This is a genomic window from Dokdonia sp. 4H-3-7-5 (assembly GCF_000212355.1).
Taxonomy (GTDB): Bacteria; Bacteroidota; Bacteroidia; order Flavobacteriales; family Flavobacteriaceae; genus Dokdonia.
The window spans coordinates 1926423-1952420 of the sequence record NC_015496.1 but is presented as its reverse complement, the minus strand read 5'-3'; the positions used below and the strand labels follow the sequence as shown (position 1 = coordinate 1952420).

Annotated in this window: 23 protein-coding genes, 1 tRNA gene and 1 pseudogene; 8 read left to right on the top strand and 17 right to left on the bottom strand. The window is 34.2% G+C overall.

The window, feature by feature from the left end; genetic code table 11:
* The gene (locus KRODI_RS08590; protein ID WP_013751208.1) at positions 1 to 474 is read left to right on the top strand and encodes a Dps family protein; all 474 of its coding nucleotides are present in this window, start codon (positions 1 to 3) and stop codon (positions 472 to 474) included.
* A gap of 67 nt (positions 475 to 541) precedes the next feature.
* Here the strand turns inward: KRODI_RS08590 and KRODI_RS08585 are convergent, their stop codons facing one another.
* Positions 542 to 2647, bottom strand: a complete 2106-nt coding sequence (locus KRODI_RS08585; protein ID WP_148235993.1) for a TonB-dependent receptor domain-containing protein — start codon at positions 2645 to 2647, stop codon at positions 542 to 544.
* 69 nt (positions 2648 to 2716) lie between these two features.
* On the bottom strand, positions 2717 to 3082 hold the full coding sequence (locus tag KRODI_RS08580) for a hypothetical protein (protein WP_013751206.1): 366 nt from the start codon (positions 3080 to 3082) through the stop codon (positions 2717 to 2719).
* A 215-nt stretch (positions 3083 to 3297) separates the two neighbouring features.
* Here KRODI_RS08580 and KRODI_RS08575 point away from each other — a divergent pair, with 215 nt between their 5' ends.
* The 4 genes from KRODI_RS08575 (at position 3298) to KRODI_RS08560 (ending at position 6851) form a co-directional block, all read left to right on the top strand.
* Positions 3298 to 4692, top strand: a complete 1395-nt coding sequence (locus KRODI_RS08575) for a cytochrome ubiquinol oxidase subunit I (RefSeq protein ID WP_013751205.1) — start codon at positions 3298 to 3300, stop codon at positions 4690 to 4692.
* A gap of 2 nt (positions 4693 to 4694) precedes the next feature.
* Entirely contained in the window at positions 4695 to 5732 is a 1038-nt protein-coding gene (gene cydB, locus KRODI_RS08570; protein ID WP_013751204.1) for a cytochrome d ubiquinol oxidase subunit II, read from the top strand.
* A 144-nt stretch (positions 5733 to 5876) separates the two neighbouring features.
* Complete coding sequence (locus tag KRODI_RS08565) at positions 5877 to 6434, top strand: YeeE/YedE family protein (RefSeq protein WP_013751203.1); 558 nt, start codon at positions 5877 to 5879, stop codon at positions 6432 to 6434.
* Positions 6435 to 6437: 3 nt separating this feature from the next.
* Positions 6438 to 6851 (top strand): YeeE/YedE family protein, encoded by a 414-nt coding sequence (locus tag KRODI_RS08560; RefSeq protein WP_013751202.1) that lies wholly within the window; start codon positions 6438 to 6440, stop codon positions 6849 to 6851.
* Positions 6852 to 6926: 75 nt separating this feature from the next.
* Here the strand turns inward: KRODI_RS08560 and KRODI_RS08555 are convergent, their stop codons facing one another.
* The 7 genes from KRODI_RS08555 to KRODI_RS08525 all read right to left on the bottom strand — a co-directional run bounded on the left by KRODI_RS08555 (position 6927) and on the right by KRODI_RS08525 (position 17870).
* Positions 6927 to 7889, bottom strand: coding sequence for a succinylglutamate desuccinylase/aspartoacylase family protein (locus KRODI_RS08555; RefSeq protein ID WP_013751201.1), 963 nt, complete (start codon positions 7887 to 7889; stop codon positions 6927 to 6929).
* On the bottom strand, positions 7882 to 8754 hold the full coding sequence (gene rimK, locus KRODI_RS08550) for a 30S ribosomal protein S6--L-glutamate ligase (RefSeq protein ID WP_013751200.1): 873 nt from the start codon (positions 8752 to 8754) through the stop codon (positions 7882 to 7884). The genes KRODI_RS08555 and rimK overlap by 8 nt, the downstream gene beginning before the upstream one ends.
* A 495-nt stretch (positions 8755 to 9249) precedes the next feature.
* The gene (locus KRODI_RS08545) at positions 9250 to 10293 is read right to left on the bottom strand and encodes a hypothetical protein (RefSeq protein WP_013751199.1); all 1044 of its coding nucleotides are present in this window, start codon (positions 10291 to 10293) and stop codon (positions 9250 to 9252) included.
* Positions 10293 to 12023: a restriction system-associated AAA family ATPase gene (locus KRODI_RS08540; protein ID WP_013751198.1), complete on the bottom strand. Its 1731-nt coding sequence runs from the start codon at positions 12021 to 12023 to the stop codon at positions 10293 to 10295. The genes KRODI_RS08545 and KRODI_RS08540 overlap by 1 nt, the downstream gene beginning before the upstream one ends.
* Positions 12020 to 13417, bottom strand: a complete 1398-nt coding sequence (locus KRODI_RS08535; protein ID WP_013751197.1) for a restriction endonuclease subunit S — start codon at positions 13415 to 13417, stop codon at positions 12020 to 12022. The genes KRODI_RS08540 and KRODI_RS08535 overlap by 4 nt, the downstream gene beginning before the upstream one ends.
* On the bottom strand, positions 13414 to 15072 hold the full coding sequence (locus KRODI_RS08530; RefSeq protein WP_013751196.1) for a type I restriction-modification system subunit M: 1659 nt from the start codon (positions 15070 to 15072) through the stop codon (positions 13414 to 13416). The genes KRODI_RS08535 and KRODI_RS08530 overlap by 4 nt, the downstream gene beginning before the upstream one ends.
* Positions 15072 to 17870 carry a DEAD/DEAH box helicase family protein gene (locus KRODI_RS08525; RefSeq protein ID WP_013751195.1) on the bottom strand — a complete coding sequence of 933 codons (2799 nt, stop codon included), beginning with the start codon at positions 17868 to 17870 and terminating at the stop codon, positions 15072 to 15074. The genes KRODI_RS08530 and KRODI_RS08525 overlap by 1 nt, the downstream gene beginning before the upstream one ends.
* 261 nt (positions 17871 to 18131) lie before the next feature.
* Here KRODI_RS08525 and KRODI_RS15755 point away from each other — a divergent pair, with 261 nt between their 5' ends.
* Both KRODI_RS15755 and KRODI_RS08520 read left to right on the top strand, forming a co-directional pair.
* On the top strand, positions 18132 to 18260 hold the full coding sequence (locus KRODI_RS15755; RefSeq protein WP_262485280.1) for a hypothetical protein: 129 nt from the start codon (positions 18132 to 18134) through the stop codon (positions 18258 to 18260).
* A 193-nt stretch (positions 18261 to 18453) separates the two neighbouring features.
* A complete protein-coding gene (locus tag KRODI_RS08520) occupies positions 18454 to 19230 on the top strand; it encodes a hypothetical protein (protein WP_202795925.1) in 777 nt (258 codons plus the stop codon).
* Between the two features lie 86 nt (positions 19231 to 19316).
* On the opposite strand, the gene KRODI_RS08515 is transcribed toward KRODI_RS08520, so the two are convergent.
* From KRODI_RS08515 to KRODI_RS08490, 8 genes and pseudogenes are all read right to left on the bottom strand, one after another.
* On the bottom strand, positions 19317 to 19970 hold the full coding sequence (locus KRODI_RS08515; RefSeq protein WP_237699395.1) for a DUF6371 domain-containing protein: 654 nt from the start codon (positions 19968 to 19970) through the stop codon (positions 19317 to 19319).
* A 57-nt stretch (positions 19971 to 20027) separates the two neighbouring features.
* Positions 20028 to 20186 (bottom strand): annotated as a pseudogene (locus KRODI_RS15725) (PG0870-related protein); the annotation flags it as partial.
* 73 nt (positions 20187 to 20259) lie between these two features.
* Complete coding sequence (locus KRODI_RS08510) at positions 20260 to 20457, bottom strand: hypothetical protein (RefSeq protein ID WP_013751190.1); 198 nt, start codon at positions 20455 to 20457, stop codon at positions 20260 to 20262.
* Between the two features lie 3 nt (positions 20458 to 20460).
* Positions 20461 to 21486, bottom strand: a complete 1026-nt coding sequence (locus tag KRODI_RS08505) for an AAA family ATPase (protein ID WP_013751189.1) — start codon at positions 21484 to 21486, stop codon at positions 20461 to 20463.
* Positions 21479 to 21652 carry a hypothetical protein gene (locus KRODI_RS15610; protein ID WP_013751188.1) on the bottom strand — a complete coding sequence of 58 codons (174 nt, stop codon included), beginning with the start codon at positions 21650 to 21652 and terminating at the stop codon, positions 21479 to 21481. Before KRODI_RS15610 ends, KRODI_RS08505 begins: the two co-directional genes overlap by 8 nt.
* 179 nt (positions 21653 to 21831) lie before the next feature.
* On the bottom strand, positions 21832 to 22791 hold the full coding sequence (locus KRODI_RS08500) for a hypothetical protein (protein ID WP_013751187.1): 960 nt from the start codon (positions 22789 to 22791) through the stop codon (positions 21832 to 21834).
* Positions 22791 to 24092, bottom strand: coding sequence for a tyrosine-type recombinase/integrase (locus KRODI_RS08495; protein ID WP_237699358.1), 1302 nt, complete (start codon positions 24090 to 24092; stop codon positions 22791 to 22793). The genes KRODI_RS08500 and KRODI_RS08495 overlap by 1 nt, the downstream gene beginning before the upstream one ends.
* Positions 24093 to 24203: 111 nt before the next feature.
* A tRNA-Met gene (locus KRODI_RS08490) sits at positions 24204 to 24276 on the bottom strand.
* A 163-nt stretch (positions 24277 to 24439) separates the two neighbouring features.
* On the opposite strand from KRODI_RS08490, the gene KRODI_RS08485 reads away from it, so the two are divergent.
* Positions 24440 to 25996 (top strand): hypothetical protein, encoded by a 1557-nt coding sequence (locus tag KRODI_RS08485; protein WP_013751185.1) that lies wholly within the window; start codon positions 24440 to 24442, stop codon positions 25994 to 25996.
* The last annotated feature ends 2 nt before the right edge of the window (positions 25997 to 25998 follow it).

The following is a 25998-nucleotide window of genomic DNA, read 5'->3' as shown; positions in this document are numbered from 1 at the left end:
ATGAGCAATACAAACAACATAGGTTTAGACATTTCAACATCTCAAACCACAGCAACCCAACTTAACGACTTACTTTCTAACTACCAGATCTTTTATATGAACCTAAGAGGTTTTCACTGGAATATTACGGGAAAGAAATTTTTTGAACTACATGTAAAATTTGAAGAGTTATATAATAATGCACTCATCAAAGTAGATGAAATCGCAGAGCGTGTACTTACTTTAAGTGCTACTCCTACTCATTCATTTAAGGACTACTTAAACAGCTCAGACATTGAAGCTGCCAAAAATGTAACTGATGGCGAAGAGGCAATAGATAACATCCTTGAATCTTTAAAGGTGTTGTTACAAAAGGAAAGAACAATACTTACAACTGCTGGAGACGGTGGTGATGAAGGTACTGTTGCTTTAATGAGTGATTACATTACACAACAAGAAAAGCTAGTGTGGATGCTCTCTGCATATCGTAACTAGTATATCTAATCAATAAAAAGTAAAGCCCTTTTGATTTTCTCAAAAGGGCTTTTTCTATAGCTACCATCTAAAATCCATACTGTACAAATACAGAGAAATTTCTACCTGGGTCGTTTATAGGTACTCTTGTAAAATCTGCCTGATTTACAAAAGAGAAGTTGAGGTGATTATTATAAGTCTCATCAAATGCATTTAAGACTGCTAGACCTACATTAAAGTCTTTAATAACTTCCATACCAAAACGCACGTCTAAGGTTTCATAACCTGCAGTTTCTTGCTCTCTAAAGCTTGACGCTATCTCATCTTGTTTTGATGTCACTGTATAATCTACACTAGCCCAGTATCTATCTTTTTCAAAAGCTACTCCTAGTCTTGTAATCAAAGGAGGTGTTAATGGCAGCGACTCATCTAGATCTTCATTTTTAGTATAAACATAAGAGAGACTTGTATTAACATTGAAATAAAGAGCAAAATCGATTGCTACATCGGCTTCAAAACCTGTTTTGTAAGCGTTATCAAGATTTACAAATCGTTTTACTTCTTGTGGTTGTGTCATAGGCATAAATTTACGGTCCAGCTCCGGGTCTACTACTTGTACAATATAGTTTTCATAAAATGAATAGTATCCAGATAAGCCGTATCTAATTGCATCAATTCCAGTAGTAAAGAACTGCTTCCCTTTTATTCCTATTTCAAACTGGTTATTCACCTCAGCTTCTAGAAAAGGATTTCCGACATATTCAAAAGGATCTTGTCCTACAGAAAAGTGATTTATATAACGCTCTATCATATTTGCAGATCGTACGCCACGCCCATAAGCTGCTTCTAAAGTTACATTATCTGACACTTTATGCTTGATAGAGACCGTTGCTGAGATATTATGTTCCTCTCGCTGCTCTAAGTTAGTATATAGCGACTGGAAATCTGCTTCTGGATCTTGGATGTCTGAGACCACAAGATCATATCTCACTCCTGCAGTAAGCATTGTCTTATCTGACAATGCATATTTATTTTCTACAAATAACCCAAAGTCATTTACATAAGAGTCTTGCCATACTTTATCCTGAAAAACCAAAGGTTCTGCAAGCTCCATACCCATCATATTACGTTTTACAACTCTCGTCCTACCACCATCTCTTGCAATAAGCATGGCATCAAGACCTCCATAGAGAATCCAATTATCTGTTGGTTTCATTTTTAACTCTAGTTTCCCTCCTGCCGTAGTAGCATCTATAGCAGACAGCGCCTCTGTAGTCATGAACGAAGGTCTGTTTTCGTTAGACATGATATGATCTACATAAGAGTAATATACTTTTGCATTAAGCTCTTTTATAAAACCATTCTTCTTAGTCTTCTTATAGTCTATGGATAAAATTGAACTATTATCCTCTTCTGTATCCATAGGTAATCCAGCGTGTAATACATCTCTGCCAAATGATTGTCTCCAGTGCGCTTGAATTCTTTGGTTATCGTTTATATTATACCCTAACCTCAAACCATAATCTAAACTTCTAAAGGACGAAGGAATCTCAACACCATCCCCATCTTCATAATTACCAAAATCACGATAACCAGCATTTGCAGTGATATCATATTTCTCAGTTACTTGATTTAGCGATAAAGAAGATACGAGAGAATTGCCATTAGATTCATATCCAGTATTTACACGACCATGCAAGCCGTTGTCCATAGATTGAGGTTTCTGAGTGACTAAATTAATCACTCCGCCAAAGGTTGCTCCATACCTCACGGTATAAGGCCCTTTTATTACCTCAATACGTTCTATCTCTTCAGGTACCACATGAGTAGTAATAGGATCCATTCTGTTAGGGCAAGCGTGTACTGCTTTTGTACCGCCATCAAATTGAATATTAAGCTGTTCATACTGAATAGCTCTAAATGACGGATCTATGGCATAGTTACCTCGTTTAATTAATGAAAACCCGTTGAAATCATTAAATAAGTCGGCTACATTTTTGGGTTGCACTACTTTCTTAAGAAGATCTGTTTTAACTGTAGTTAGTACTGGGTCTGTATTTCCTTGTCCAGTGACAAGTACTGTATTTAATTGAATAGATTTTGAAGTTATTGTGTCTTGTTTTTCCCCTGTTTCTTGAGCTATCATTGATACAGGTATAAGTGCGCACAGAAGCGCAGTTCTTTTTATATTCATTGTTTCTTTATTCCAAATTACATCACAGTGATATGGAGGAAATAGCATACATCTATTTCCTCTCCTTTTTTAAATAAAAAAAGGACACACCTTTGGAGGATGGAAAATTGCGTAAGAAAACATATCACTATACAAAGCCGTGTAGTGATGATTATTACCTTTTGTGGCTGGCACAAATGCTACTTCTTGGAAGCTCACCTCAAGCTGACAAAAAACCAATTGATCCCACTCTAGAATTGGAGTCTTTTGTTCATCTTGAGATGATGTATTGGCTGCTACTTTAGTTAGAAAGCATTTACCATCACACTTTAGTTCTGGCTTATCTGTGTTCTCACATAATTGTGCTACAAAACTTTCTATATCCAGAGTGTACCATCCATAAACAGCAGATACTCTTAAGCTATTGCTCAAGAGTAACAATGATAGTATGGACATGGCAAACAGCTTCACTAAATAAACTTATAGATGATAGGTACGCTTTCGCGAAAGCGTAATTAAAAAAGTTAACTAGTCAAAAATATTGAGAAATCTACCTTCTATAAGCTACCTAGGTTACACAAGAAAAATAAATTAAAACTACACTTGTGTAACCATTGTTACCCAACCAAAAATGTTTAATTTTTATTTTTGTTTACAAAATCTTCATAACTATGGATACCGAAATTCTTGCTAGAATCCAGTTTGCTTTTACCATCTCCTTTCACTACATCTACCCACCATTAAGTATAGGCCTAGGTCTTATTATGGTAATTATGGAAAGCTTGTGGATACGCACAAAAAATGAACAATATCACATCCTTGCCAAGTTTTGGACTAAGATTTTTGCACTCACCTTTGGGATAGGAGTGGTTACGGGAATCGTAATGGAGTTTGAGTTTGGGACAAACTGGGCAACATATTCTCGCTATGTAGGTGACATATTCGGCAGTGCGCTAGCCGCCGAAGGTATTTTTGCCTTTGCTCTAGAAAGCGGATTTCTAGGTATCTTACTCTTTGGATGGAACCGTGTAAAACCTTGGGTACACCTTGTTGCAACCATAGGTGTATTTTTAGGATCTATGTTTTCTGCCGTTTGGATTGTGGTAGCAAATAGCTGGCAGCAAACGCCTGCTGGTTATCATATTGTAGGAGAAGGAATGAATGCCCGTGCAGAGATTACAGATTTCTGGGCAATGGTTTTTAATCCTTCTAGTGTAGATAGACTTACGCATACGTGGTTTGCAGCATTTCTCGCTGGAGCATTCTTAGTACTTAGTGTACATGCATATTACCTTATTAAAGGTCGTTATGTTGTGATTTCTAAAATGGCATTTAAAATTGCGCTAGGAGTTGCCACTATCTTTTCTTTAATGCAATTAGTCACTGGTCACAGTTCGGCAGAGGGCGTTGCTGTTAATCAGCCAGCAAAACTAGCTGCGCTAGAAGGACATTATGATGCAAGTGGCCCAGCAGATTTATATCTTTTTGGCTGGGTTGATAATGAGACACAAGAAGTCACAGGGATTAAATTACCAGGAGGATTATCTTTCTTACTGCATCAAGATTTTGACGCTCCAGTAACTGGTCTTAATGCCTTTCCAGAAGAAGACAGACCTGGACAAGTAAATGCGGTCTTCCAGTTTTATCATATTATGATTGCAATCGGTATGTTCTTCATTGGGCTTACGCTTTTTGCTTGTTTCTTATGGTGGCGAGGTACGCTGTTTGAAACAAAATGGTTGCTCAAGATATTTGTGCCATCTGTAATACTTGCGCAGATAGGGAATCAAGTAGGCTGGTTTGCAGCAGAGATGGGAAGACAGCCTTGGGTAGTATACGGTCATTTGAGAACTTCTGAGGCCTTCTCACAAGCTGTTACTGCAAATCAGATTGTATTCTCACTCGTACTATTCTTTGTAGTTTATGCTTTATTACTTTTCTTATTTCTTTACTTATTAACTAAGAAAATTAAACACGGCCCTTATAACGAAGATGATAATGATATGGAAGAAAGAACCTTTACTAAGGAAATTACAGAACAGGTAGCAAACACTTTAAATTCATAACTATGGAAACTTTATTAGGTATAGATTACCCTACACTTTGGTTTCTCGTTGTAGGAGGTGTTTTTTCTGGATATGCCATACTAGATGGTTTTGATTTTGGGGCTGGTGCCTGGCATTTATTTTTTAGAAAGGAATTAAGTAGACGTGTTGCTCTCAATGCGGTAGGACCTGTATGGGACGGAAACGAAGTATGGCTAGTAATAGGTGGAGGTGCTCTCTTTGCTGGATTCCCAGTAATGTATGCCACTTTCTTTTCTGGCTTGTATATCCCTTTTATGCTCTTTTTAATGTTTATCATTTTTAGAGCAATTGCTATAGAATTTAGAAGTAAAGAAGAATGGCTATGGTGGCGCAAAATGTGGGATATATGCTACAGTGTGAGTAGTATCATGCTAGCGTTTTTACTAGGTGTCGTAATGGGCAACGTACTACAGGGAATTCCTATAGGTCCAGATCTAGAGTATGACGGAAGTCCATTTCTTGGCTTTTTAAATCCGTACGCAATCATTACAGGATTTACTACACTATTCTTATTTATGACCCACGGAGCTATCTATTTACTACTCAAAACAGAAGGAAAGCTTTTTGATAAACTAGAAGGACTTCTTAAAAAGGCTATTATTCTTTTTATAGTGTTCTTTCTAATCACATCTTTATACACGCTTATTTACATACCTCATCTTTCTGATGATTTTAAGGAAACTCCAGCTTTATTTATCATACCAATACTTACGTTTTTAAGTATCGCAAACATCCCGAGACTGGCTCACAAAAAGCGTTTTAAGATAGCCTTTTTCTTCTCTGCACTTACCATTTCTTTAATGATGGTGCTTGTAGCTATAGAGTTATACCCTACGCTTCTATACTCAACAATTGATCCGGCAAATAGTATTACGATTTACAATGCCGCATCTTCAGATAAGTCATTAGGCATAAGCTTGACAATGGTTGCTATAGGAACTCCGCTCGTTTTAGGATATACTTTCTTTGTGTATAAAACCTTTGCAGGTAAAGTAAAACTTGATGACCACAGTTATTAAACGAGCGTTTTGAAAAAGTATAATCGTCACATTAAAAGCACACTAGATATCCTAGTGTGCTTTCTTTATTACAATCATCTATTTGAGTAACCTAGGTTACAAATAAGCTTGCTTTAAAAGTTGATATTTGCATAAAATAATAACATGGATTGGATTTTCTCCCCCTGGCCTTGGTATGTATCAGGACCCATCATTGCTTTCATCATGTTTTTACTTATTATGGTAGGTAAGAATTTTGGAATGTCTTCTAACTTAAGAACAATGTGCACCATCTGCGGCGCAGGAAACAAAGCAGATTTCTTCAAATTTGACTGGAAACATCAACGATGGAATCTCACTGTGGTTCTAGGTGCGATTATAGGCGGTTATATAGGATCTCAATGGCTATCTACAGACATTGCAGTAGCTATCAATCAAGACACAATAACAGACCTCAACAATCTTGGCTTTAATAGTGCGGGAAAAGCCTATTTACCTACAGAGCTATTTGACACAAGCGCATTACTTAGTTTTAAAAACTTGGCCTTATTAACTATAGGTGGATTTTTAGTGGGCTTCGGTGCTAGATATGCGGGTGGATGTACTTCCGGTCACGCCATCTCTGGTTTAAGTAATTTACAACTACCATCACTCATCGCCGTTATAGGGTTTTTTATAGGCGGCCTGTTTATGATTCACGTGCTATTCCCCTTTATATTTTAAAAAATGAGAACACTTATATATTTGTTAATCGGTATTCTTTTCGGAATAACTATGTTTAAATCTGAAGCTGCTTCGTGGTTTCGTATTTATGAAATGTTCAAGTTTGAGTCATTTCACATGTATGGAATTATAGGATCTGCGCTAGTGATAGGCATTGTAGTAGTACAACTTATTAAACGTCTCAACATCAAATCATTTTATGGTGAGAAAATTCATTTTCACCCTAAGGCAAAAAGTTTTAGTCGTTACATGATAGGTGGCGTTTTATTTGGTTTAGGCTGGGCACTAGCAGGAGCTTGTCCAGGACCTATGTTTACCTTAATAGGAGCAGGTTACATTCCTATTCTTGTAGTTATTGCTGCCTCGCTGTTGGGTACATTCGTATATGGATTAATAAAGGATAAACTACCTCACTAGAGGCTGTTTATCCTTTATCTATATTGAGTGTTGTTGTTACGCTTTCGCGAAAGCGTAATTACTTAAAAAGAATTATTATTTTGTAATATGTACAATAGCGTCTCCTTGATTTACGATAGGAGCATGATTAATACAGATAATATATCCTGAATTAGGTGCCTTTATATTTTTTTCAAAATCACCAAAAGGTCCAGAAACACTCGCAATTACATCTCCTTTTTCTACAAAAGTTCCAGCCTTTACATGAGGCCTATACATTCCAGAATATCGCGCTCTAATCCAAAATGACTTCTCGATAATAATAGACTCTGTCTCTAATCTCCAGCTATAATCATCTGCAAGCTCTTTTGTAAAGTCGCGCACACCAAGGTGCTGCATTACTTTTAATGCGCCTGCCACACCAGCATCTGTAATATCACTATTGATAGCAAGGGATTTTCCACCTTCAAAAAGCAAGACTTTCTTCCCCTTTTTTACACAAGAATCTCTAAAGGATTTCTCTCTATTTTGTGATTTAAGTATAAATGGTGCGCCAAAGGCTTTTGCAAGCTCTAGCGTTTCATCATCCTCATTAATCCTTATCTGTGGAGCATTAAATCGCTCTCTACCACCTGTATGAAAATCCATACAGTAATCAACGTGTGGTATAATCTCTGTCATTAAATTATAAGCATACCTGCTGGCTAGCGATCCCCTTATACTTCCTGGGAACACTCTATTGAGATCTCTACCATCTGGAAACTCTCGCGTCTGATTAAGAAACCCAAAAACATTTACCACAGGGATACATATAATCGTCCCGTGCGTTGGCTTATTATATTTTTTTGAAACAATCTGCCTTACAATCTCTACTCCATTGACCTCATCACCGTGAATACCTCCAGTAATAAGAATACATGGACCGGGCTTTGGTGCTCGCTCAATAATGATGGGCACTTCAATCTTTGTTCTAGTGTGAAGCTTTGCAATATCTAGGTTTACTTGCAATCCTTTTCCTAAAGAAACAGCGTTCCCTAGTATTTCAATATCATTAGGCATTTCTCTCTACGTACTTGATAATATAGTTGGCAATATTTTTTCCTGTTGCAGTCTCAATCCCTTCGAGACCTGGAGACGAGTTTACTTCTAGTATTAATGGACCACGAGCAGATTGTAAGAGATCTACTCCTGCAATTCCTAATCCCATTGCTTTTGCGGCTTTAAGTGCTGCATTTTCCTCTTCGTCTGTGAGTTCGATTACGTTTGCACTTCCTCCTCTGTGTAAGTTAGATCTAAACTCTCCTTCTTTACCTTGTCTTTTCATAGCTCCCACTACTACTCCATCTACAATAAACACACGTATATCTGCTCCTCCAGCTTCTTTAATAAATTCTTGAGCAATTACTCTTGCTTGTAATCCATTAAAAGCTTCTAGTATAGACTCTGCAGAGTTCTTATTATCTGCTAGTACTACACCTAGGCCTTGCGTTCCTTCAAGTAATTTAATTACAAGTGGCGCTCCTCCTACTCCATCTACAACCTGACCAACATCCTTAGAGTAGTTAGTAAAAACTGTTTTAGGAAGTCCTAAACCGGCTCTTGATAAAATCTGTAAACTTCTTAATTTATCACGTGATCTTACTAATGCTTGCGATTCTGTTGCAGAGAAGACCTTCATCATCTCAAATTGTCTCACTACTGCTGTACCAAAAAATGTTACAGAAGCCCCTATTCTCGGGATTACCCCATCAATATCCTTTATTTCCTTACCCTTATAGACAATAGTTGGGTTTTTCTTTTCAATAACGAGGTTACACTTAGTATGGTCGATAATGATCATCTCGTGACCTTTTTTCTCCCCCGCTTCGATAAGACGCTTTGTTGAATATAAATTTGGATTTTGTGATAGCACTACAATTCTCATAATGTGGATTTAGTTTCTTTTGCCGAGAAGATAATCTAATAAGTGGTTATTTAATATTATTTGCAATAAATATTTTGTATTCAACCGTGATAATACTAATGTTTTTATAGAATAGCAACGATATGAGATACTTAAACTCTATTCATCTCATAAAATACAATGCATAAAAAAAGCTTCACATTGCTGTGAAGCTTTTTACTTAGTAGCGGGAACTGGACTCGAACCAGTGACCTTCGGGTTATGAGTTTAACAAATAACCGAATAAAGCTTCCTAAATAGCTTCCGCTTAACAAAATCGTGTACGGTATAGTGTACTCTGATTTATAATTTATTTATTCAAATATATAGCTTGTATTACATACTAACACAACAAGTATTACAAAGTTTATAAATCAGCTATTCTGTATTACAACTAATCTCTTGAAGCACTCATCGCATTTATAACTTCAGATCGTTTGAGGTTCCAATTAGAATTATATTAGAAAAGAGATAATCTTATAAAGAGTACACAGCTTTAAACTCCACATCATTTTTTATTGCTTTCAAAAAGGCAATCTTTAAAAACTTCTTATCATCATAATAATCAAATTCATAGTCTTCTATCAATTCATCTAACGTATTTAAATAAGTCCAAGCATTATCACTCTTTTGAAATCTTTCATGCCTTCTTTTAATTTCATTTAAAAACCGTTTTGAAAATGTCTTTACTTTATCTTCATAACGAGTAACGATATCAAACAACCAATCCCAAGTCTCTATTTTATCTGCTTGACCATTCAAGTTAATTTCTAAATCTGTAAAATTCAATTCTTTATCCTCTTCATTTATATCGGCTTTGTAGTTTAAGTTTATCTCGATATTGTGCACTTTTGATGAAAATGGATAAAAAGTAATTCTATCATTTTCTATTGGATCTTTCGTCTTTTTTCTATCTTGATTACACTTTTTACAAATAGGAACAAGATTCAAAAAGTTTACACTAGCAAATGGATAATGTGCTTTTGGTAAGTAATGGTCGTAATCTTCACGACAAATACTTTCTGCTGATTCAATATCAATAAGACCACAACAAGGACAAACATCAAAATCATTTTCAGCATGTTTTATCAATTCGTTGTAATATTCCATTTTATCACCAGCAACCTTTCCTTTTTCTAATAATGTTTCATAACACCATTTAAAAAGAGGTTTTATATCGTTTTCTACAATTTCAGGTAATTCTTTTAGATAATTCAATACTAATCCATTACATAATTCTTCTATAGAATTATTAATTTTGAAAGCAGACTTGATAATATTTTTATCATGTTGGTTAAGTTTTTTGAACTTTTCATAAATACGTTCAACCTCATCTTTCAAGGTCTTCTTGACTTTGGGAGTTGATTTGTATGAATAATGATAAATATCTTTGAATGCTTGTTCTAACTTATCATCACAACTATCATCACAAGCATTACACCAAACATCACATACAACTTTCTCTAAAAGGTTGTGAAGTGTAAAAACATCATGCTGTATTGGCGTGTAGAGTCTTAACATTAACTTTTTAGGTCTAAACGATTCAACTTAGCTAAGACTAAATCCTTTTCTATGGAAGGGCCTAATATTCTTAATTCTTTTTTCAAAGCTTTTTTATCGGCTTCTGTTTTAATGTTATCAAATTCAATCTCCATTAAAGTTTCGTTAGACCAGTCTCCAATAGATTGGTTATAATTAAACAATTCATCTAGAATAGTTTCTACTGATGTGCCAAAAGTATTAAACTCTAGTTCTTTGGCACTTTTTGCTTCTACTAGCTCTGTTTTTTTATCTCTATCAAAAAAGATAACGTTATTAGGCATACAATCTGAAATTATAAATGGTGAATGGGAGGTAAGAAGTACATCTTTTAACAAATGTACATTAGCTCCATTTTTCAAATTGCCTGCTTCAATGCTATCGTTTAATATTTTAATGAATTTTGCTCTCCACGCTGGATTAAAATGAGTTTCAGGTTCATCTAACAATAACAATGTCCTACGTTCTTTTAGCATTAAGCAAATACCAATGGTATGTAGAAATTGTTGTTCACCATCCGAAAATTCTCTTAGCAATAGCGCTTTAGGTTTCTTTTTGCCTTTTATCTTTTTTAAGATTTTATAATCTAGAAAATGGAAGACAGTATCTGTAGGAGCTGCAACAGGTAATTTCCCTTTGGTGTAAAATCCTTTAGAACTATAGACTTCTTCTTTTATACTTTCCGAAACTATACTTGAATTTAATTCATATAATACTTGAAAAAAGCGGAAGAGTTCAAAAGAAGTGCTAAAATAATTTTTAAATGCTGTTTTGGTAGCTTCATTAACATAAAAGTCTAATTTTAGAATATTAAAAGGGCCTGTATATTCATCTTTTTCAATATCATCATCGAATTCATTCCAGCAAGTCGCACATTTTTTTAAATCATTTAATATTTCGTTAATGTGTAATAGTATTGGGTTGTAAACTATTTCTTTTTCATTTTCAAAAGGGATACCTTGATTATATAATTGTATGCTAAAGCTTTCTAAAGATTGAATTCCCAATTCCTTTCTTAAAGGCTTTAAAGTTTTCACATCTTCAAAAAGTAATGCTGCTAGTAAAACAGCTTGACTCATACTCTCATCAATATAAATAAGACTAGATTCAGGTTCTTTAAATACAATGTTTTTTTTATAATCTTCGCAGTAATTATCAAAGTTGATCAGTCTATTTTTGATGAAAGGTAAACTCAATGTTTCATTTTCTCCAGAAGAATAAGCAACTACCAAATCAGGTAAATAATATTTAGCTTCGGCTGGTGCTTCATTATTTTTTGATGGATGCATAGAAATCTTATGCTTTTCAACTGCATCTGTATATGGATATTTTTGAATGAAAAGTTGTGGCTCGTTGTCTTCTTTTTTTTTCTGATTGTTCTTTTTTGTAATGGTGACTTTGTACGAACGATTTAAGTCTGGTGAATCTTTTTGAACAATTATATACTGCAAAGTGTAGGCATCTGGTGTAGATACGTGTCTTTTAAAATGCTTATCAAAACTGTTTGGGCGAAACTTGGCTACACAAAACTCTAAATGATAAAAAATAGACGCTAATGCTTCTAAAACATTAGATTTACCACTACCATTAAGACCAGCAAAACAAAAAGGCTGAAACGTGTCCATAGAATCTAAATTCTTATGAAAATTTATGCTAAAGCCTTTGTGTAAGCTTCTAAACTCGTCTTGTATGGTAAGATTTAGTAGCTTCATATCAATTTTAGTTTTACAGCTTCTTCGTTTTCATCATATGCTTGTTCTACAATGCCTTCTTCTAACATTTGAAAAACCACTTGTTTGGCTTGTTGATATTGGGTTTGGTTGTCAAACTTTTGCTCTTCTATGCGTTCTAACAATCTGCCTGCATAAACTGTAGCAATTTCTTTAATATCGTGTTCTTCTTTGTCAGTGTCTTGTTCAATATCAATTGCAGCTAGTAAAGTATCTAGCTCTATATCTACGTTAAAGTTAAGTTGCTCACTAAAAGCTCGTTGTAACAAACTGTTATACAGGTTATCCAACTCATTTTTGGATTGGGTGAGAGTTTCTTTTTGGACTTGTATGTTGTGATAAATGTCTTCAAATTTGTTTTGAAGTTCTATTGGTACATCTTTCAATTTCAAATCCTTTATGATGGTCAGGTTTAATCCTGCCATTATAGCTCCCTTTTCTCGAGCTTTCATTTGAAAGCTTAAATATGGATTTGAATGAATAGAATATGCTAAATAGTAAGGGTTACACTTTTTAGGGTCTAAGGAAAGACAAGCCAAATGCTTTGTGTTTATTGCTGTAGGAATATTTTCGGGTATTACTGCTGAACGTCCGACTGTACCCATTATAGTGATAATAACATCTCTTGGAAAAACCGTATATCTTTTTAACTCTTCATATTTTTCATTAGTTATAAATCTTCTTTCTTTCCATTCGAAAGTGTTTTTAACAGCATTGTCAATACCTAAAACTGCAACTGGGCCATCTTCAACAAACTCTGAATGTTTTAGATTACTACCAAATGGACCAGTCCTCATTGAGTTTTTCCTATCTAATACTAAAGATTTAATTTGAACATCTGCCCAAACACTAAATTGTGGATTTGCTTTTCCAAACATCTTTAAAAACTGAGCTCTTAACAACTCATCAAGCAAAGCAATACTCTCTTCTCTTTTTTGCACTAAAGCACTGGCTTTGTCTAGTAAGGCTACTATTTTGTTTTGGGTTTCTATCGGAAGAATTGGTATATCAAGATTCTGAATATATTTCTTGGATATATGTTTTAAACCAGCACCTTTAAATCCTCTTTCAAGAATGTGAATGTTTCCAAATAAGTAGTAGAAAACAAACTTTTCGTTAAGATCTTTATCTTCTTTCTTATAGGCGACAATACAATCTGTTGAAGTTGAAAATTGCTCATCAACATAATGTGCACTCGCTTTTCCTCCCGTTCCAAAAATCAATGAAACCCTTTCTTCTTGAAAGACATCTATTCTTTTAGATAAAATAGCACTAGAAGTGTAAAAAGGATATAAACCTTCCTTATTGCCATCACCAGCTTTAATCTTTGATTTCTTAGCAAAATCGAACAGCTCATCAAATTTTTCTGTTATCATCCTATCAAGTCATTTAGTTCTTGCATATCTGCTAAAATGCTTTCTTCCGTTTCTAGTAGTCTCGCTAGAATCTCTTTAGGTGGGTCGTATTTCTGCTCAGTATATTCGTATTCTTTATAGCGGTTGTAACTTAGGTCTAAGTCGTTTTCTTGAATTTCAGTAAGTGGTACAAAAAAGTGGTTTTTACGGTCAGTATATTCAGCACTTTTTCTAGCTATGTAATTACTTTTCACTAATGGCAAAGGGTTTTCTTTTAGCTTTCTACGGTTATCGTCTAAGCTATAGCCATCATTTTCTAAAACATAAAACCATACTTTATCCGTGTGCCATTTTTTACTATCCTCCTCCACTTTCGTAAAAACCAAAATAGCCGTTTTTACACCTGTGTAAGGCTTAAATGCACCAGCTGGTAATGAAATAACGGCTTCTAGTTGGTTATCTCTTAACAGTATTTCTCTAGTCGCTTTTTGAGCTTTAGAAGCACCAAATAAAACCCCTTCGGGTATAATTACGGCAGCTTTACCTCCAGCGCGTAACATTTTGGAAATACGAGCTAAAAATAAAAGTTCGGTAGAACCTGTATCAATGCCTAAATCTGGGTTTACATCTCCTTTGTCTAACTTACCAGTAAATGGTGGATTAGCGAGCACAATATCGTAATTCCCTGATTCGTTATAGTTTTTACTGAGCGTGTCTTTATATTCTATATGAGGGTTATCTATACCGTGCATCATTAGGTTCATTAAACCCAAACGCACCATAGTGGTATCTATATCAAACCCATAAAAGCTGTCATTTAATATTTGTTTGTTTTCTTCTGTCAAAACAGAAGAAATTGTTGCGCGTTCAAAGCCATCTTCATCTATTTGTAACAGCTCAGGTTCTTTTTTACGCACTAGGTCACTTAAAATGTAATTGTATGCACCCAATAAAAAACCACTTGTTCCACAAGCTGGGTCTGCTATTTTATGACCCAATTTTGGTTCAGTTAATTCTGCCAATAGTTTAATTAAATGCCTAGGTGTACGGAATTGCCCGTTTTTACCAGCAGTAGCAATTTCTTTTAACAACATTTCATAGACATCGCCTTGTATATCTTGGAAAGATTGCTTGCCATCTTTGGCATCTTCTTCAATTTCAATAAAAATTTCATCTACTTTCTTTACTGCTTCTACAAGCAAAGATGGTTTTTGAATGATGAAAACTGCATTTTTCATATACTTCGTAAAGGATGATGTTTCGTCATTCAAATCTTTAATATGTGGGAATACATTGTTCCTAAAGTGTAACAACATATCGTCAGCAGGCATAGATTTAAAGAAACTCCATTTTAGTTCCTTTTTGGGTCTAGGAGCTAATGCTTCTTCACGTTTTTTAAATAATTCGGCTTTTTCTTCTTCGGTAGTATCAGGTTTTGGTCTATATGAACTTTCATCTATCCAAGGGGTGTATTCGCCATCAAATTTAGATTCGTATTCTTCACCATTCCATTCAGCATCACGCTCTCTCTTGCTTTCCAGCTCATCTAGTCTTTTTATAAAAAGTAAATAGGTTATCTGGGAAATAGCATCGATAGGATTTGAGACACCACCACTCCAGAAGGTATTCCAAAGACTTACGATTAAAGCTTTTAATTTTGGATTGTTTTGTAACATTATGCTGCTAATATTTTTGTTGTTAATTGGAGGATTTCGTTAATCTCTTTTGGCGAAAATATGCCTCTTATTCCTTCTGGGTGGATCATTGTAAACGGTGATTCTATCAAGTTTTTCTTTTCTAAATTTCCTTTTTCTAGAATGTATTTTTTTAAGATATCTAGAAACTGCAGTTGTCGGCTCGATAAATCATTATGTTCGGTAATAAAATTATCAAAAGCATTGGAAAGACTATCCGTAAAAGTTTCTAATACTTCAAGGCCTAAAATATGCTTTATAAACTGTATAAACTTTGCTTTTTTATTTTGATAAACTCTACGCAATAAACCAATAGTAATATGAGGATTTTCTTCGTGTAATTCTTGAGCTAGTATTTCGATTTCTTCTTCAGTAATCGCATTACCAGTAACTATTTTTTGAAGAATAGGATTTGATTCCATCAATTCTTTAATCTTTTCTTCAACCATTTCCTTGTAGCGTGTAATACTTACAGCTTCATTTTGTGGTCCAAATTCTACCATTTCTTTAGCGACAAGTTCATCTTCAAAATTAAATTTAGAAGGTCCAGAAGTATTTTCTCTGGTGTCAATATATCTAGCGAGAGGAGACAATTTATCTATTAAACTATTGAAGTTGTTTTCTTTGACATTGTTCCAAAAATGAATTCGTTGAGCATTTTTTATAAGTTCTTGTTGTTTGGATACTATGTTTAATGATAGCGGTAAATCAGAAATACGTTCTATTAAAGCATCTTTGAGCATATTGTACTTTTCGACTTCATTTTGCATTTTTGCTAAAGAAACCTCTAAAATATCTTTCTCAAAACGCATAGCTTTATAGTCTACACCAGAAATAGTTCGCATTAGAGGAAGTATTTCAGCTTTTAAGAAGTCTATTTTTTCAGAATTTATATTTTCCCAAAAATCAGGGTTGTTAACTTTTGCAATACCTTTGCTATTCTCTTTTATGACTATTGAGTTTGCAGGTAGCAGTATGATTTGTTTTTGTAGCCTTTTGCATTCTTCCTCAATCGTATTTTGAATACTAGCTTCAAGTGCAAACTCTAATTTATCTAATCGTAAACCGAATAGTTTTACAGGAATAGGTATGGCTTGTTTTAGTTCTTTTCCTTTCGGTTTTAGCTTGAAATATTCAAAATTATCCCAACAATCTAAAATTAAGAAAACGTCTTTTTCAGTACACCAAGATTTCATTTGTGTAGGTTCGAGTAAACGAGTTCCTCTTCCAATCATTTGCCAAAATTTGGTATAAGAGTAAACAGGTTTTGCAAAAACTAAGTTCACCAATTCTCTAATATCGATACCAGTATCTAACATATCCACACTAATAGCAACTCTCGGAAAATCTTTGTTTTTAAACTGGTCTAGTAAACCTCCTTTTCCGTGAACTCTTGAATCTTCAGAAACCATTACTTTGGCTAATTCCCCATTGTATTGTGGATAGAGTTGGTCAAATATTTCTTCAATGCGTCTTGCGTGAGCAATATTGGCACAGAAAAATATTGTTTTCCCAGGCAATACACCATTGATATCTTTTATGGATTCCTCCATAAATTCCTTTACAATAAGTGTATTTGTCCCTCTATTTATGACTTTCTTTTCTAACTCTACGCCTTCAAAATTGATTTCGGAAATCTCCTTTCCTTCAAGAATTAATTTCTTTTGGTCTTCTAAGGAAACAGTTCTTTTGCTAATGCCATCCGTTTGAAATTTGGTTTTAATTTTCATTACCTGAAAATTGCACAAATACGGAGGGATATTATTTACAGCTTCTTCATAGGTATAAGCAAAAGACGGCAAACCATCTTCACAATTAAATATTTTAAAGGTGTTATGGTCAATAACATCTGTTGGTGTAGCAGTTAAGCCAATAGTAATGGTGTTAAAATAATCTAATACTTCTTTATAGGTATTGTAAATACTTCGGTGACTTTCGTCTACCACTATTAAATCAAAAAAGTGAGGTGATAAAGTTTCTTTTTCTTCACGAACAATATTCAGCATTGTTGGATAAGTAGAGATATAAATCCGTCTATCCTTTGCAATACTTTTTTCTCCTTGTTTAGGCCATCTAGGTTCGTTAGGCAAATGCTCTTTAAAAGCTTCAAGCGCTTGGTCTCTTAAAGCAATCCTATCTACTAAAAATAGAGCTTTTTCCGCCCACCCTGCTCTCATTAGCGCTTCAACTAATGCAATGGTAGTTCTGGTTTTTCCAGTACCAGTTGCCATTACAATTAAAAATGTTCTTCTTTTTTGTTCTAGCCCATCCATTACAGAACGGATAGCCCTTATTTGATAATCTCTTCCTGCTACATTGGTATTTATTAATTCTGTGGTAAGTGGCTTTTTTGCTTCTCTAATATACTGGTACCTTTCTAGATCTTCTCGAGTAGGATAACCAATCACTTTTCTTGGTGGAGCATTTTCTAAATCCCAAAAGAATATCTCGTGACCGTTAGTGTAAAAACAGAAAGGCAAAATATCTTTTGTTTCCATCTGAATATTATAGCAATATTGTTTTGCTTGTTCGCGACCAGTTTTTGCATCCTTAGTACTTTTTTTAGCTTCTACAACTGCTAGAGGTTTTCCATTCTTCCCTAATAGAACATAATCTGAAAACTGATTCTTTTTATAGTTTCTAGCTGGTTCATCTACTTGATTTTTAGCTAATAAATCAACAATATATTCTTCTACAACTTGAGTGTGATCGTTTATATCCCATCCAGCTTCTTTTAGCTGAACATCTATGAGTTCTTTCCTTGTAGTTGATTCGTTCATTCAATTTATTTATGCCGTCACAAAATAAGTCATAATTAAATAATATGATTCTAAAAATGTAATTCGTTTAAATAAAAATTAAGGAAATACACATCCTTAGATTAGATAATAACTTTAGGACTAAAAAATCAAAAATCACAATACCTCATGTTTTCATTTATCGATCAAAATTTGACAAACTGATTTTATATAACCTATAAATTGCACCCAGATTGGTGTTTGAGCTACCAACAAATGCTCTTATTTATATAAATTAATATCATGTCAAAAAAACCAATGACTTCAAGTGCAGCAAGTAGAATACAATCAAGAACTGCCAAAACATCAGGAACCGTATCTAAAAACAGCTTTGCCGCACGTGCGACAAGTGCAGCTACTAAAACAAAATAATTATGAGCGCATTTAAAGAAGATTACCAGCCTACGCAAGATGACTTAGATAATAGGTCTGATCAACTTAACCCGAACAATGAGGAGTATAAAGGAGATAATGATTAACATAAAATGATAATTAACTACATTTATCCCGCTCACAAAGAGCGGGTTTTTTTATGAAAGCTATCCTACCACATTTATTCGAATTTATGAATTCTAAGATGCAAGAGTACACGAGTGTTCTTGTAGAACAAGTTGTACAAGAACGAGGTTCTTTAGAAATATTAGAAGATGAACTAAAAGAAGGTACTAAAGCTAAAGGTGAATTGACAGCTATTTTTGAGATCCTCTTTCCATTTGCTACTTGGGATGAGCAGAGCATTAACCTTATCCCAAAAATTCAGGAGATGAATGGTGTTAATGATTTAATAGCTGGACTGGTAACCACAGAAATAGCTCATAAAGAAATAGATTTTGATAGCTTTTCCAAAAGTATGAATCCCATAGGTATAGCTATGGCTGCTATAGGTCTTTTTGAATGGATGGATACCAATGTGTTGTCCATGGAGTCACTGGAACATGACATTAATATGAGTAAGAACACTCGTCGCACTTGGCTCAAGTTCTTTTTTGAAAAGCCCACTGATAGCTTAGAGATTACAACTAAGCCACACAAGTTCTACAAAGTGCGTAAAATAAGCCCAAAGGATTATTTTCATATATGGGGTAAATTCATCATTGTAGACATGGCTGATTTTGATGATGACTTTAAAGACAGAATAGCTGCACTAAAACAAGGATGGGTTGTTTCTAAAAAAGATCTGAAGAATAAATACAACAAAAGATCTGAAGATATTAAAATAGCATTAGAAGACGCAGTTGAACAGCCAGATTACCCAAGCTCATGGCCAAAGGTAATCCCAGATAAAGACAAATTTCCTTATAGTGTTTCTCTTTTTATTGCTCGAGAATTAAGCTTGATGTAATTACCACTTATTCCATTTACTTTGAAGTGGTAAGTATTAGCACTTTTACACCAATAGAATTGATGTGTTCAGACACTTAAGTTTCTTCACAAAAATTTTTTAGACACTACCAAATCAACGAGATCACCTCCCTCTTCCAAAGCTTGACTTTCTAAAAGGTCACTACAATTTATATGATAACCTTGCCTGTTCAGGTCTTTACATTTGTTATTCCAGTCATTAAATTCTGTCTTATCAGGATATGCAATGATATTATACGCCTTTAGAGGTTGTAATAAAGATTCCTTAAAATTAGATTTACTACCAGTTGCCAGCCATGTATACTCAGGAAACATTAAACTCATAACGATTGCTGTCTTTTCTGACTCTGTAATACAAACTGTTGACAATGTATTACAGTCAATTATATTATGTAATCCAAATAAACATTGCTGTAATATAAAGTTATCAAGCTGTAATACTTTGTGCATCCAGCTTATGCGATTGTACGGTTTCTTGACTCGTTTGCCAGTATGTTCAATATACTGCATCACTTTCCCACCTCTAAGGCGTTTTTCAATATCCATTTGAAAAAATACAGTTGCTCCTTTCCAGTATGAACACGTACCTATATGATACCTTTTAAAAACTTCAAGTACTTGACCGAGATTAAAGTATTTCAATAGGTAATTAAACAGATTGTTAGATGCATAATTATTACAGTATTTGAAGAGAAGATCATCGTTGTGGTATGTTGGCACCTGAGGTACAGGTCTATGTATTACATCATATGACAAAACACTATTTGCATAAGGTTTATTGAAATAGCCGCATTTACTTTCTCTATCACATCGTCCTAAAGTAGATGTCAAATAGCCCCCGTCCTGCTTATCGAGATATCTCACAAAACTTTTCTTTGAGCACTTAGGGCAAACGTATTTCTTACTAGAGCCATCTAATACATATCTATAATTCATAAGCTAATACTTTATACTCGTACCAATCGTACTAATAATATAGTACGATTGGTACGAATAGATTTTGTGTAGTTTACTTCTTGTTAAAGTGATTTTCAATCAAATAAATCTCCATTTCCCTGACAGTAATATCTGGGAAGTGTTTTTTACTTCTTTTAGGATCTAGAGCACTAGTTTGAATATTAAATTCATTCTTCATCATGTGGTACAACTTGTCGAACTCTTCCTTAGGAAGTGTTTTAACAAGATTATATACCACTTGAGCATTCATAGATTAGCAGTTGAGCTTATTTCTTCTTTTCCTTATAGCTCCTTCACTCAATCCTAATTCCTTTCCTATCTCAACATTATTTTTCCCTTGCTGTATCAAGTCTACCATCTTTGCATCCCTAGTATCAATGGAAGCAGTTGTAGCAGTCTTTAAATGATCAAGCTCACTGGTATACTCCAGAAAATTAAATTTTAAGAAATTGAGCTCTTTGTGTATCTCGCATAGAATGACATGCTCACCATGATATATATGCTCTGTATTACGTTGTTTTATTTGCTTGATATACCTGTGAGATACTTCTAAAGTACTCGCGCCTATAGCAAAACAACTGTCACAAAAATTCATAAGCATTTTGCTTCCTGCTAGATCATTTTTAGTGAGAGGTACAGAATTATCCCTCTTAGGAGTATGTGCAAGCACTAAAATTGAAACAGTGGTAGACTTAATTATTTTTTTCAGAAGCTTCATTAGGTTAAGTGCATACTTAGCCTTCTCGCTATCTGAATTTAGATACGTTAGATTATCTATGATTATGACATCAGCACCGTTACCTATAATTGTAGCCTCAAGAGTCCCACAGAGATAATCCTCTATGGATTTATATTCTTTTGGTAGGTCTAATTCTGGATTTAGCTCTGCTCTATGAAATAAGTTGTCAAACGTGTAATGACTAGAATAATCTACAGAGTATCTATTTTCAAATTGTTTATCAGAAAGTTCAAAATCTAGGTATAAGACTTTTTTAGGTTTACACTCTAGTTTGAATCCATCAATAGCAATTCCTCTACTAAGACTATCAGCTATTTGTACTGCAAGTATTGACTTTCCCTGATTTGTATCTGCAAACAATATGGCAAGCTCATTCTCATACCATAATTCACTAAACAACATGTTTGGAATAGGCCTAGATTTGGCATCATCAATCCACTTATTTACAGGCTTTACAATTAAACAATTGTTTGTAGTTCTTTTATCTTCTAGATCTTCTTTCCTTCGCTGGAGATCATCAGCAATGATGGATCTATTCATCACCCTTATTGTAATAGAAAGGTAGCTCACAATCTTCTAGGGCATCTACAAGAAAATCTCTTACAAATTCTGAGACAGTTACTTCATAATGCGCTGCGAGTTTCTCTAAATAGATTTTGTATTCAGTATCAACTCTGAATATTACTGTTGCTTTCTTTTTGTCCATAATGTTTAGTTCTAATTAAAAAATAGTTAGAGTAAACACCGAGAAAAGAATAATAGATCCCTACACCTGATCAGTAGTGTTTACTGGGTGTAAGATTTTAAAATACAGAGAGTTAAACTAGGGTAATATTAGGGGTAGAAAAGGGGTAGACACGGGGTAATTTGTTAAAAATTAAAATTTTAGTGATCTTCAAAGAATTTATCCCATTCATTTTTGAAAAGATTTTTCTTTTCATCGTGAGCATCACCTTTATCTCGGTGTTTCAATTTGTTAAAATTAGAAGGGAAATTTTCTACTATCAAATCTGAAAATTCTCTCATAGACAAGTAAATTGTTTTCACCTCATGTTTTAAAAAATCAAAAAGCGCTATCCCATACGCTTGTGATCTATAATCTTCTATAGAAAAGATGTTGTCTATAAAGAGAATGGTATCAAAAGAATCTATTTTAGTTCTATTCTCCTTATAGATCTTATCTAAGATAAGATTGCGATCATTACTTTTCTGATTCTCAAAACCGAATAAATCATTTAAGTATTGTAGTATTAAATATTCATTTTCAAAGGATATCGTCTCTTGTAGTTTCAATGAGCTTTCATAAAGGTCACGATTGAAGTACCCCCTATCTCCTACTAAATATTTGGAGATCATATCAAGCTCATACCTGAATTGTTCTGCTATGTAATTCCGTTCAGCATTTAAGGAGTTCATTCTAGGCGTATCCACAGAATTACCATCTACATTTAGGCTATTGTTGAGCATAGGTATATCACACCAGGTTTTGTAATACAAATTAAAATACTCTAAACCAATCTGTTTTTTTTCGTGATCACTGCGCCCAAAGCATTCGTCTTGAAATTTTCTGCGAAAAGAAATTAAGTCCCCTCCAATAAATCCCTTATAATTATCCAAAAGAAAATCCCGAATTTCTAAACCTAACTCAGGTGTGAAACGTTTTTCTATAGGTCTTGAATTAGAAAGTGTTATTCCTAAACTACCATCCATTCCCATATTAACCGTTGAAGAACTCAAAGGTTGAACAGAAATAATAAGACCTTTTTCCTGCAAAAAGTCAGTGTAGCCTTGTCCCATTGCGTTAGCTTCTTCTACACTGACAAGCCCAAAGTTTTTAAATTCCATTATTTCAACATATTGGAGTAATCCTGAGGCAGCACTGCATCAATATCTCTCAAATATTGTTCTAGTGCTTTCATAGTAGAATGACCCGTGATTAGCATTAATTTACTTTTTACTTCATTTGGGGTTAGCTTTATGGCAAGTTCTTTATAAAGCTTAGTTATAAATGTGTGTCTAAAACTATACAAACCGTAGTTTGTACCTAAAGAAAAATGACCCTTTACTGTTTTAAAACGTTTTGTAAAGTAGTCTCTCCTATTACCTTCCTTAGTCTCCCAGAGACCACCTATTCTGTCTGGCGTAAATAAAAGAGCATTACTATCAAGTTTCTCCAATCCAGAAAGCTTATCTATCAAGATATCTGGGATAATTTTAGTTTTGACAGGTTGATTCTTAGCTCTCACATAGAGTTTTTTATCTTTTAAGTCTAAATCACCTATTCTTAATCTACATACTTCAATAGGCCTTAAGAAATTGTAAGAAATGAATTGAACAAAGAGTAACAAAATGGGATCATTAACTTTCATATAATGAAAGACATCTTCTACCTGTTTAGGAGTGTATGTCTTGTTTCTCTCAGGCACAGATTTAAGTACATTAATCTTTTTGACAAAATTTTCTTGTACTACATCATTATCCTCCAAAACTTGAAATAATGAGGAAATAGCAGTCCTTGTATTGTTTCGATTGCGTGCACTAGTTAGTTGTAACACACTGTTCAAATATTGTATTACAGACTTCTTCTGTATAGTTGTGATGCAGTTTTCTTCCGTATAGCTATTATCGCTTAACCATACTTCAAACCTTTTGATCCTACTTTTAAATTTCGGAAATGAATTTTCATTAAGAATACGCTGCTTAGTCTCTAGACCTAATTGAAAAGCGTCTTTAATAGACATCTGGATAGCATTATCAACTTGTAATACAGGATTAGATTGTTGTATTACACTAGTACCTTTAGTATTTATAGTTTGACCAACCTTTTCTTTCTCTTGTGATTGAAGGTATTCCTTAACAGATTTGTTATCTACAAATGGATTATATCCTGCTTCGAGAAGATTCTCTATTGCTGCTTTTACAATCTTTAGCATTTTCCATCTCCTAGCCTTGTCAGGATAAGTGTTCACACTTGCCTTTAGATTAGTCTGTCTTTCGAGTTTTCCTGTTTGAGGATTTCTGTAAGAGTAGTATACGTACCAATTTTTAGATAAAGCTACTTCTTTCTGCTTCTTTGAGAGCTTTGACCAATTAAAAATATCCACTCCTCCAGTATAAAATTTAGGCTCAGAATAATTAAGTTTCATGGTCGAATCGTGTACGTTAGCGTGTACTTTGAGTAAATGTAAAAAAAGTGAAGGCATAAAAAAAACGGATAGTGAAACACTATCCGTTGATTTTGTTGGCGTTAGCCTTAGTAGCGGGAACTGGACTCGAACCAGTGACCTTCGGGTTATGAGCCCGACGAGCTGCCTACTGCTCTATCCCGCGATATACGTTCCAGTAACACGTTTCTTGATTAGGCCATCAGTACTGCGTTAATTGGAGTGCAAATATACAACAAACTTTTCCTTATTACCAAATCGTAAAGGGCATATTTAACAAGAAATCACAAACTTTTTTCTCAGCGATTACTGCATACTATATTTAACCTATGAATAAAAAAACAAGAACAATTCTCATCTCGCTGGTAATCTTAATACTAGCAATACTTACAGCTCAAATTCTTATAAATCGAGCTGTAAAAAATAAAGCAGAATTCTTTTTAAAAAATAGGCTGCCAGAGCATTTTACTGTCTCATATAGTGATATAAATCTAGAAAGCTTCTCTGGAACTATCACTATTGTAGATCCAGAAGTGCATATTCAGAACAAAACGGATACCATAACGCACACAATCGTTAAAGCAAACTCATTTACAATTGAAGATGTAAGCTATTGGAGTTATCTAGTGAATAAAGAAATCAACATAGAAGATATTAAACTTAATGGTGCAGCAATTACATACAGCAAGCATAAATTCAAAAAATCAACAGACACGGTAAGAAAACCTCTTGCAAAAGTTTTTAAACCTATCCTGCTTGAAGAGTTAAGTATAGATAATGCCTCATTGACAATTTATGATGGAACAAAAGACTCAATATCCGTTAGCGTAGGAGATATCACCTTAGAAATAGACGACATCTATATAGATAGCAAAACTCTTTCAAGAAAGATACCTCTAGATTACTCGGACTACAATGCTAATGGTTCCGAAATATCTCTCAAAGTAGGCAAATACGAACGACTCACTCTTGAAGATTTTACCATAACTGATAGAAAAGGACGTTTCAACAATATCACATTGAATACAAAATATAGTAAGGCTGACCTCTCAAATATAACTCCAATTGAAAGAGATCATTTTAATCTCGCAATAGCAGCGATTGAAATAGACAATCCCACTTTTGGATTTGAAAATAGTGAGTTATTTGCTGGAGCTATCTCGATCTTAATTGACAAACCTACTTTAAATGTTTTTAGAGACAAGCTAGTTACTGATGATAATACTTACAAGCCTCTTTATAGTAAGATGCTCAGGGAGGCTCCTATTAACCTCCTAGTAAATAATGTAACTATTAAAGATGGTAGCATTGTTTATCAAGAAAAATTAAAGGATGACAATCAAGGAGGTCGCATTGAATTTTCTGCTCTTAATGCATCTATAAACAAACTAGGAAACACATATCCTGCTGGAGATAAAACAGCTTTAAAACTCACCGCTACTTTTATGGATAACACTCCTATTGAAGTAGATTGGTCTTTTGATGTAAATGATAAAAATGATCTGTTTCTATTTAAAGGAAGTATAGGAAAATTACCAGGAGAACAGATGAATCAATTTACCGCTCCCAATCTAAATATTAAACTCACAGGTGAAACTTACCAAACCTACTTTACCATAGACGGTAATGCTAGCAAATCTAGCATTGATATGCGTATGAAATATGACGATTTTGAGATTGAAATAATGCGCAAAAGAGGGAAAGGCATTAACAAGTTATTATCTAAGGTTGTAAACCTATTTATTAAAGAAGATAGTGATGACAAGCCTACAGATTTTAGAGAGGGTACTGGTGAGACAGAAAGAGATGCAACAAAGTCATTCTTCAATTATCTTTGGCTCAACCTCAAGTCTGGATTAATCGCGACACTAGCAGGAAAAGGATAAAT

Coding starts and splice junctions, on each gene's coding strand:
- KRODI_RS08520 (WP_202795925.1), top strand. CDS start 18,454: ATGAATTCTAAGATGCAAGAGTACACGAGTGTTCTTGTAGAACAAGTT.
- KRODI_RS08575 (WP_013751205.1), top strand. CDS start 3,298: ATGGATACCGAAATTCTTGCTAGAATCCAGTTTGCTTTTACCATCTCC.
- KRODI_RS08565 (WP_013751203.1), top strand. CDS start 5,877: ATGGATTGGATTTTCTCCCCCTGGCCTTGGTATGTATCAGGACCCATC.
- KRODI_RS08585 (WP_148235993.1), bottom strand. CDS start 2,647: ATGAATATAAAAAGAACTGCGCTTCTGTGCGCACTTATACCTGTATCA.
- KRODI_RS08500 (WP_013751187.1), bottom strand. CDS start 22,791: ATGGAATTTAAAAACTTTGGGCTTGTCAGTGTAGAAGAAGCTAACGCA.
- KRODI_RS08590 (WP_013751208.1), top strand. CDS start 1: ATGAGCAATACAAACAACATAGGTTTAGACATTTCAACATCTCAAACC.
- KRODI_RS15610 (WP_013751188.1), bottom strand. CDS start 21,652: ATGGACAAAAAGAAAGCAACAGTAATATTCAGAGTTGATACTGAATAC.
- rimK (WP_013751200.1), bottom strand. CDS start 8,754: ATGAGAATTGTAGTGCTATCACAAAATCCAAATTTATATTCAACAAAG.
- KRODI_RS08485 (WP_013751185.1), top strand. CDS start 24,440: ATGAATAAAAAAACAAGAACAATTCTCATCTCGCTGGTAATCTTAATA.
- KRODI_RS08555 (WP_013751201.1), bottom strand. CDS start 7,889: ATGCCTAATGATATTGAAATACTAGGGAACGCTGTTTCTTTAGGAAAA.
- KRODI_RS08530 (WP_013751196.1), bottom strand. CDS start 15,072: ATGTTACAAAACAATCCAAAATTAAAAGCTTTAATCGTAAGTCTTTGG.
- KRODI_RS08535 (WP_013751197.1), bottom strand. CDS start 13,417: ATGATAACAGAAAAATTTGATGAGCTGTTCGATTTTGCTAAGAAATCA.
- KRODI_RS08560 (WP_013751202.1), top strand. CDS start 6,438: ATGAGAACACTTATATATTTGTTAATCGGTATTCTTTTCGGAATAACT.
- KRODI_RS08540 (WP_013751198.1), bottom strand. CDS start 12,023: ATGAAGCTACTAAATCTTACCATACAAGACGAGTTTAGAAGCTTACAC.
- KRODI_RS08495 (WP_237699358.1), bottom strand. CDS start 24,092: ATGAAACTTAATTATTCTGAGCCTAAATTTTATACTGGAGGAGTGGAT.
- KRODI_RS08580 (WP_013751206.1), bottom strand. CDS start 3,082: ATGTCCATACTATCATTGTTACTCTTGAGCAATAGCTTAAGAGTATCT.
- cydB (WP_013751204.1), top strand. CDS start 4,695: ATGGAAACTTTATTAGGTATAGATTACCCTACACTTTGGTTTCTCGTT.
- KRODI_RS08545 (WP_013751199.1), bottom strand. CDS start 10,293: ATGTTAAGACTCTACACGCCAATACAGCATGATGTTTTTACACTTCAC.
- KRODI_RS15755 (WP_262485280.1), top strand. CDS start 18,132: ATGTCAAAAAAACCAATGACTTCAAGTGCAGCAAGTAGAATACAATCA.
- KRODI_RS08525 (WP_013751195.1), bottom strand. CDS start 17,870: ATGAACGAATCAACTACAAGGAAAGAACTCATAGATGTTCAGCTAAAA.
- KRODI_RS08505 (WP_013751189.1), bottom strand. CDS start 21,486: ATGAATAGATCCATCATTGCTGATGATCTCCAGCGAAGGAAAGAAGAT.
- KRODI_RS08510 (WP_013751190.1), bottom strand. CDS start 20,457: ATGAATGCTCAAGTGGTATATAATCTTGTTAAAACACTTCCTAAGGAA.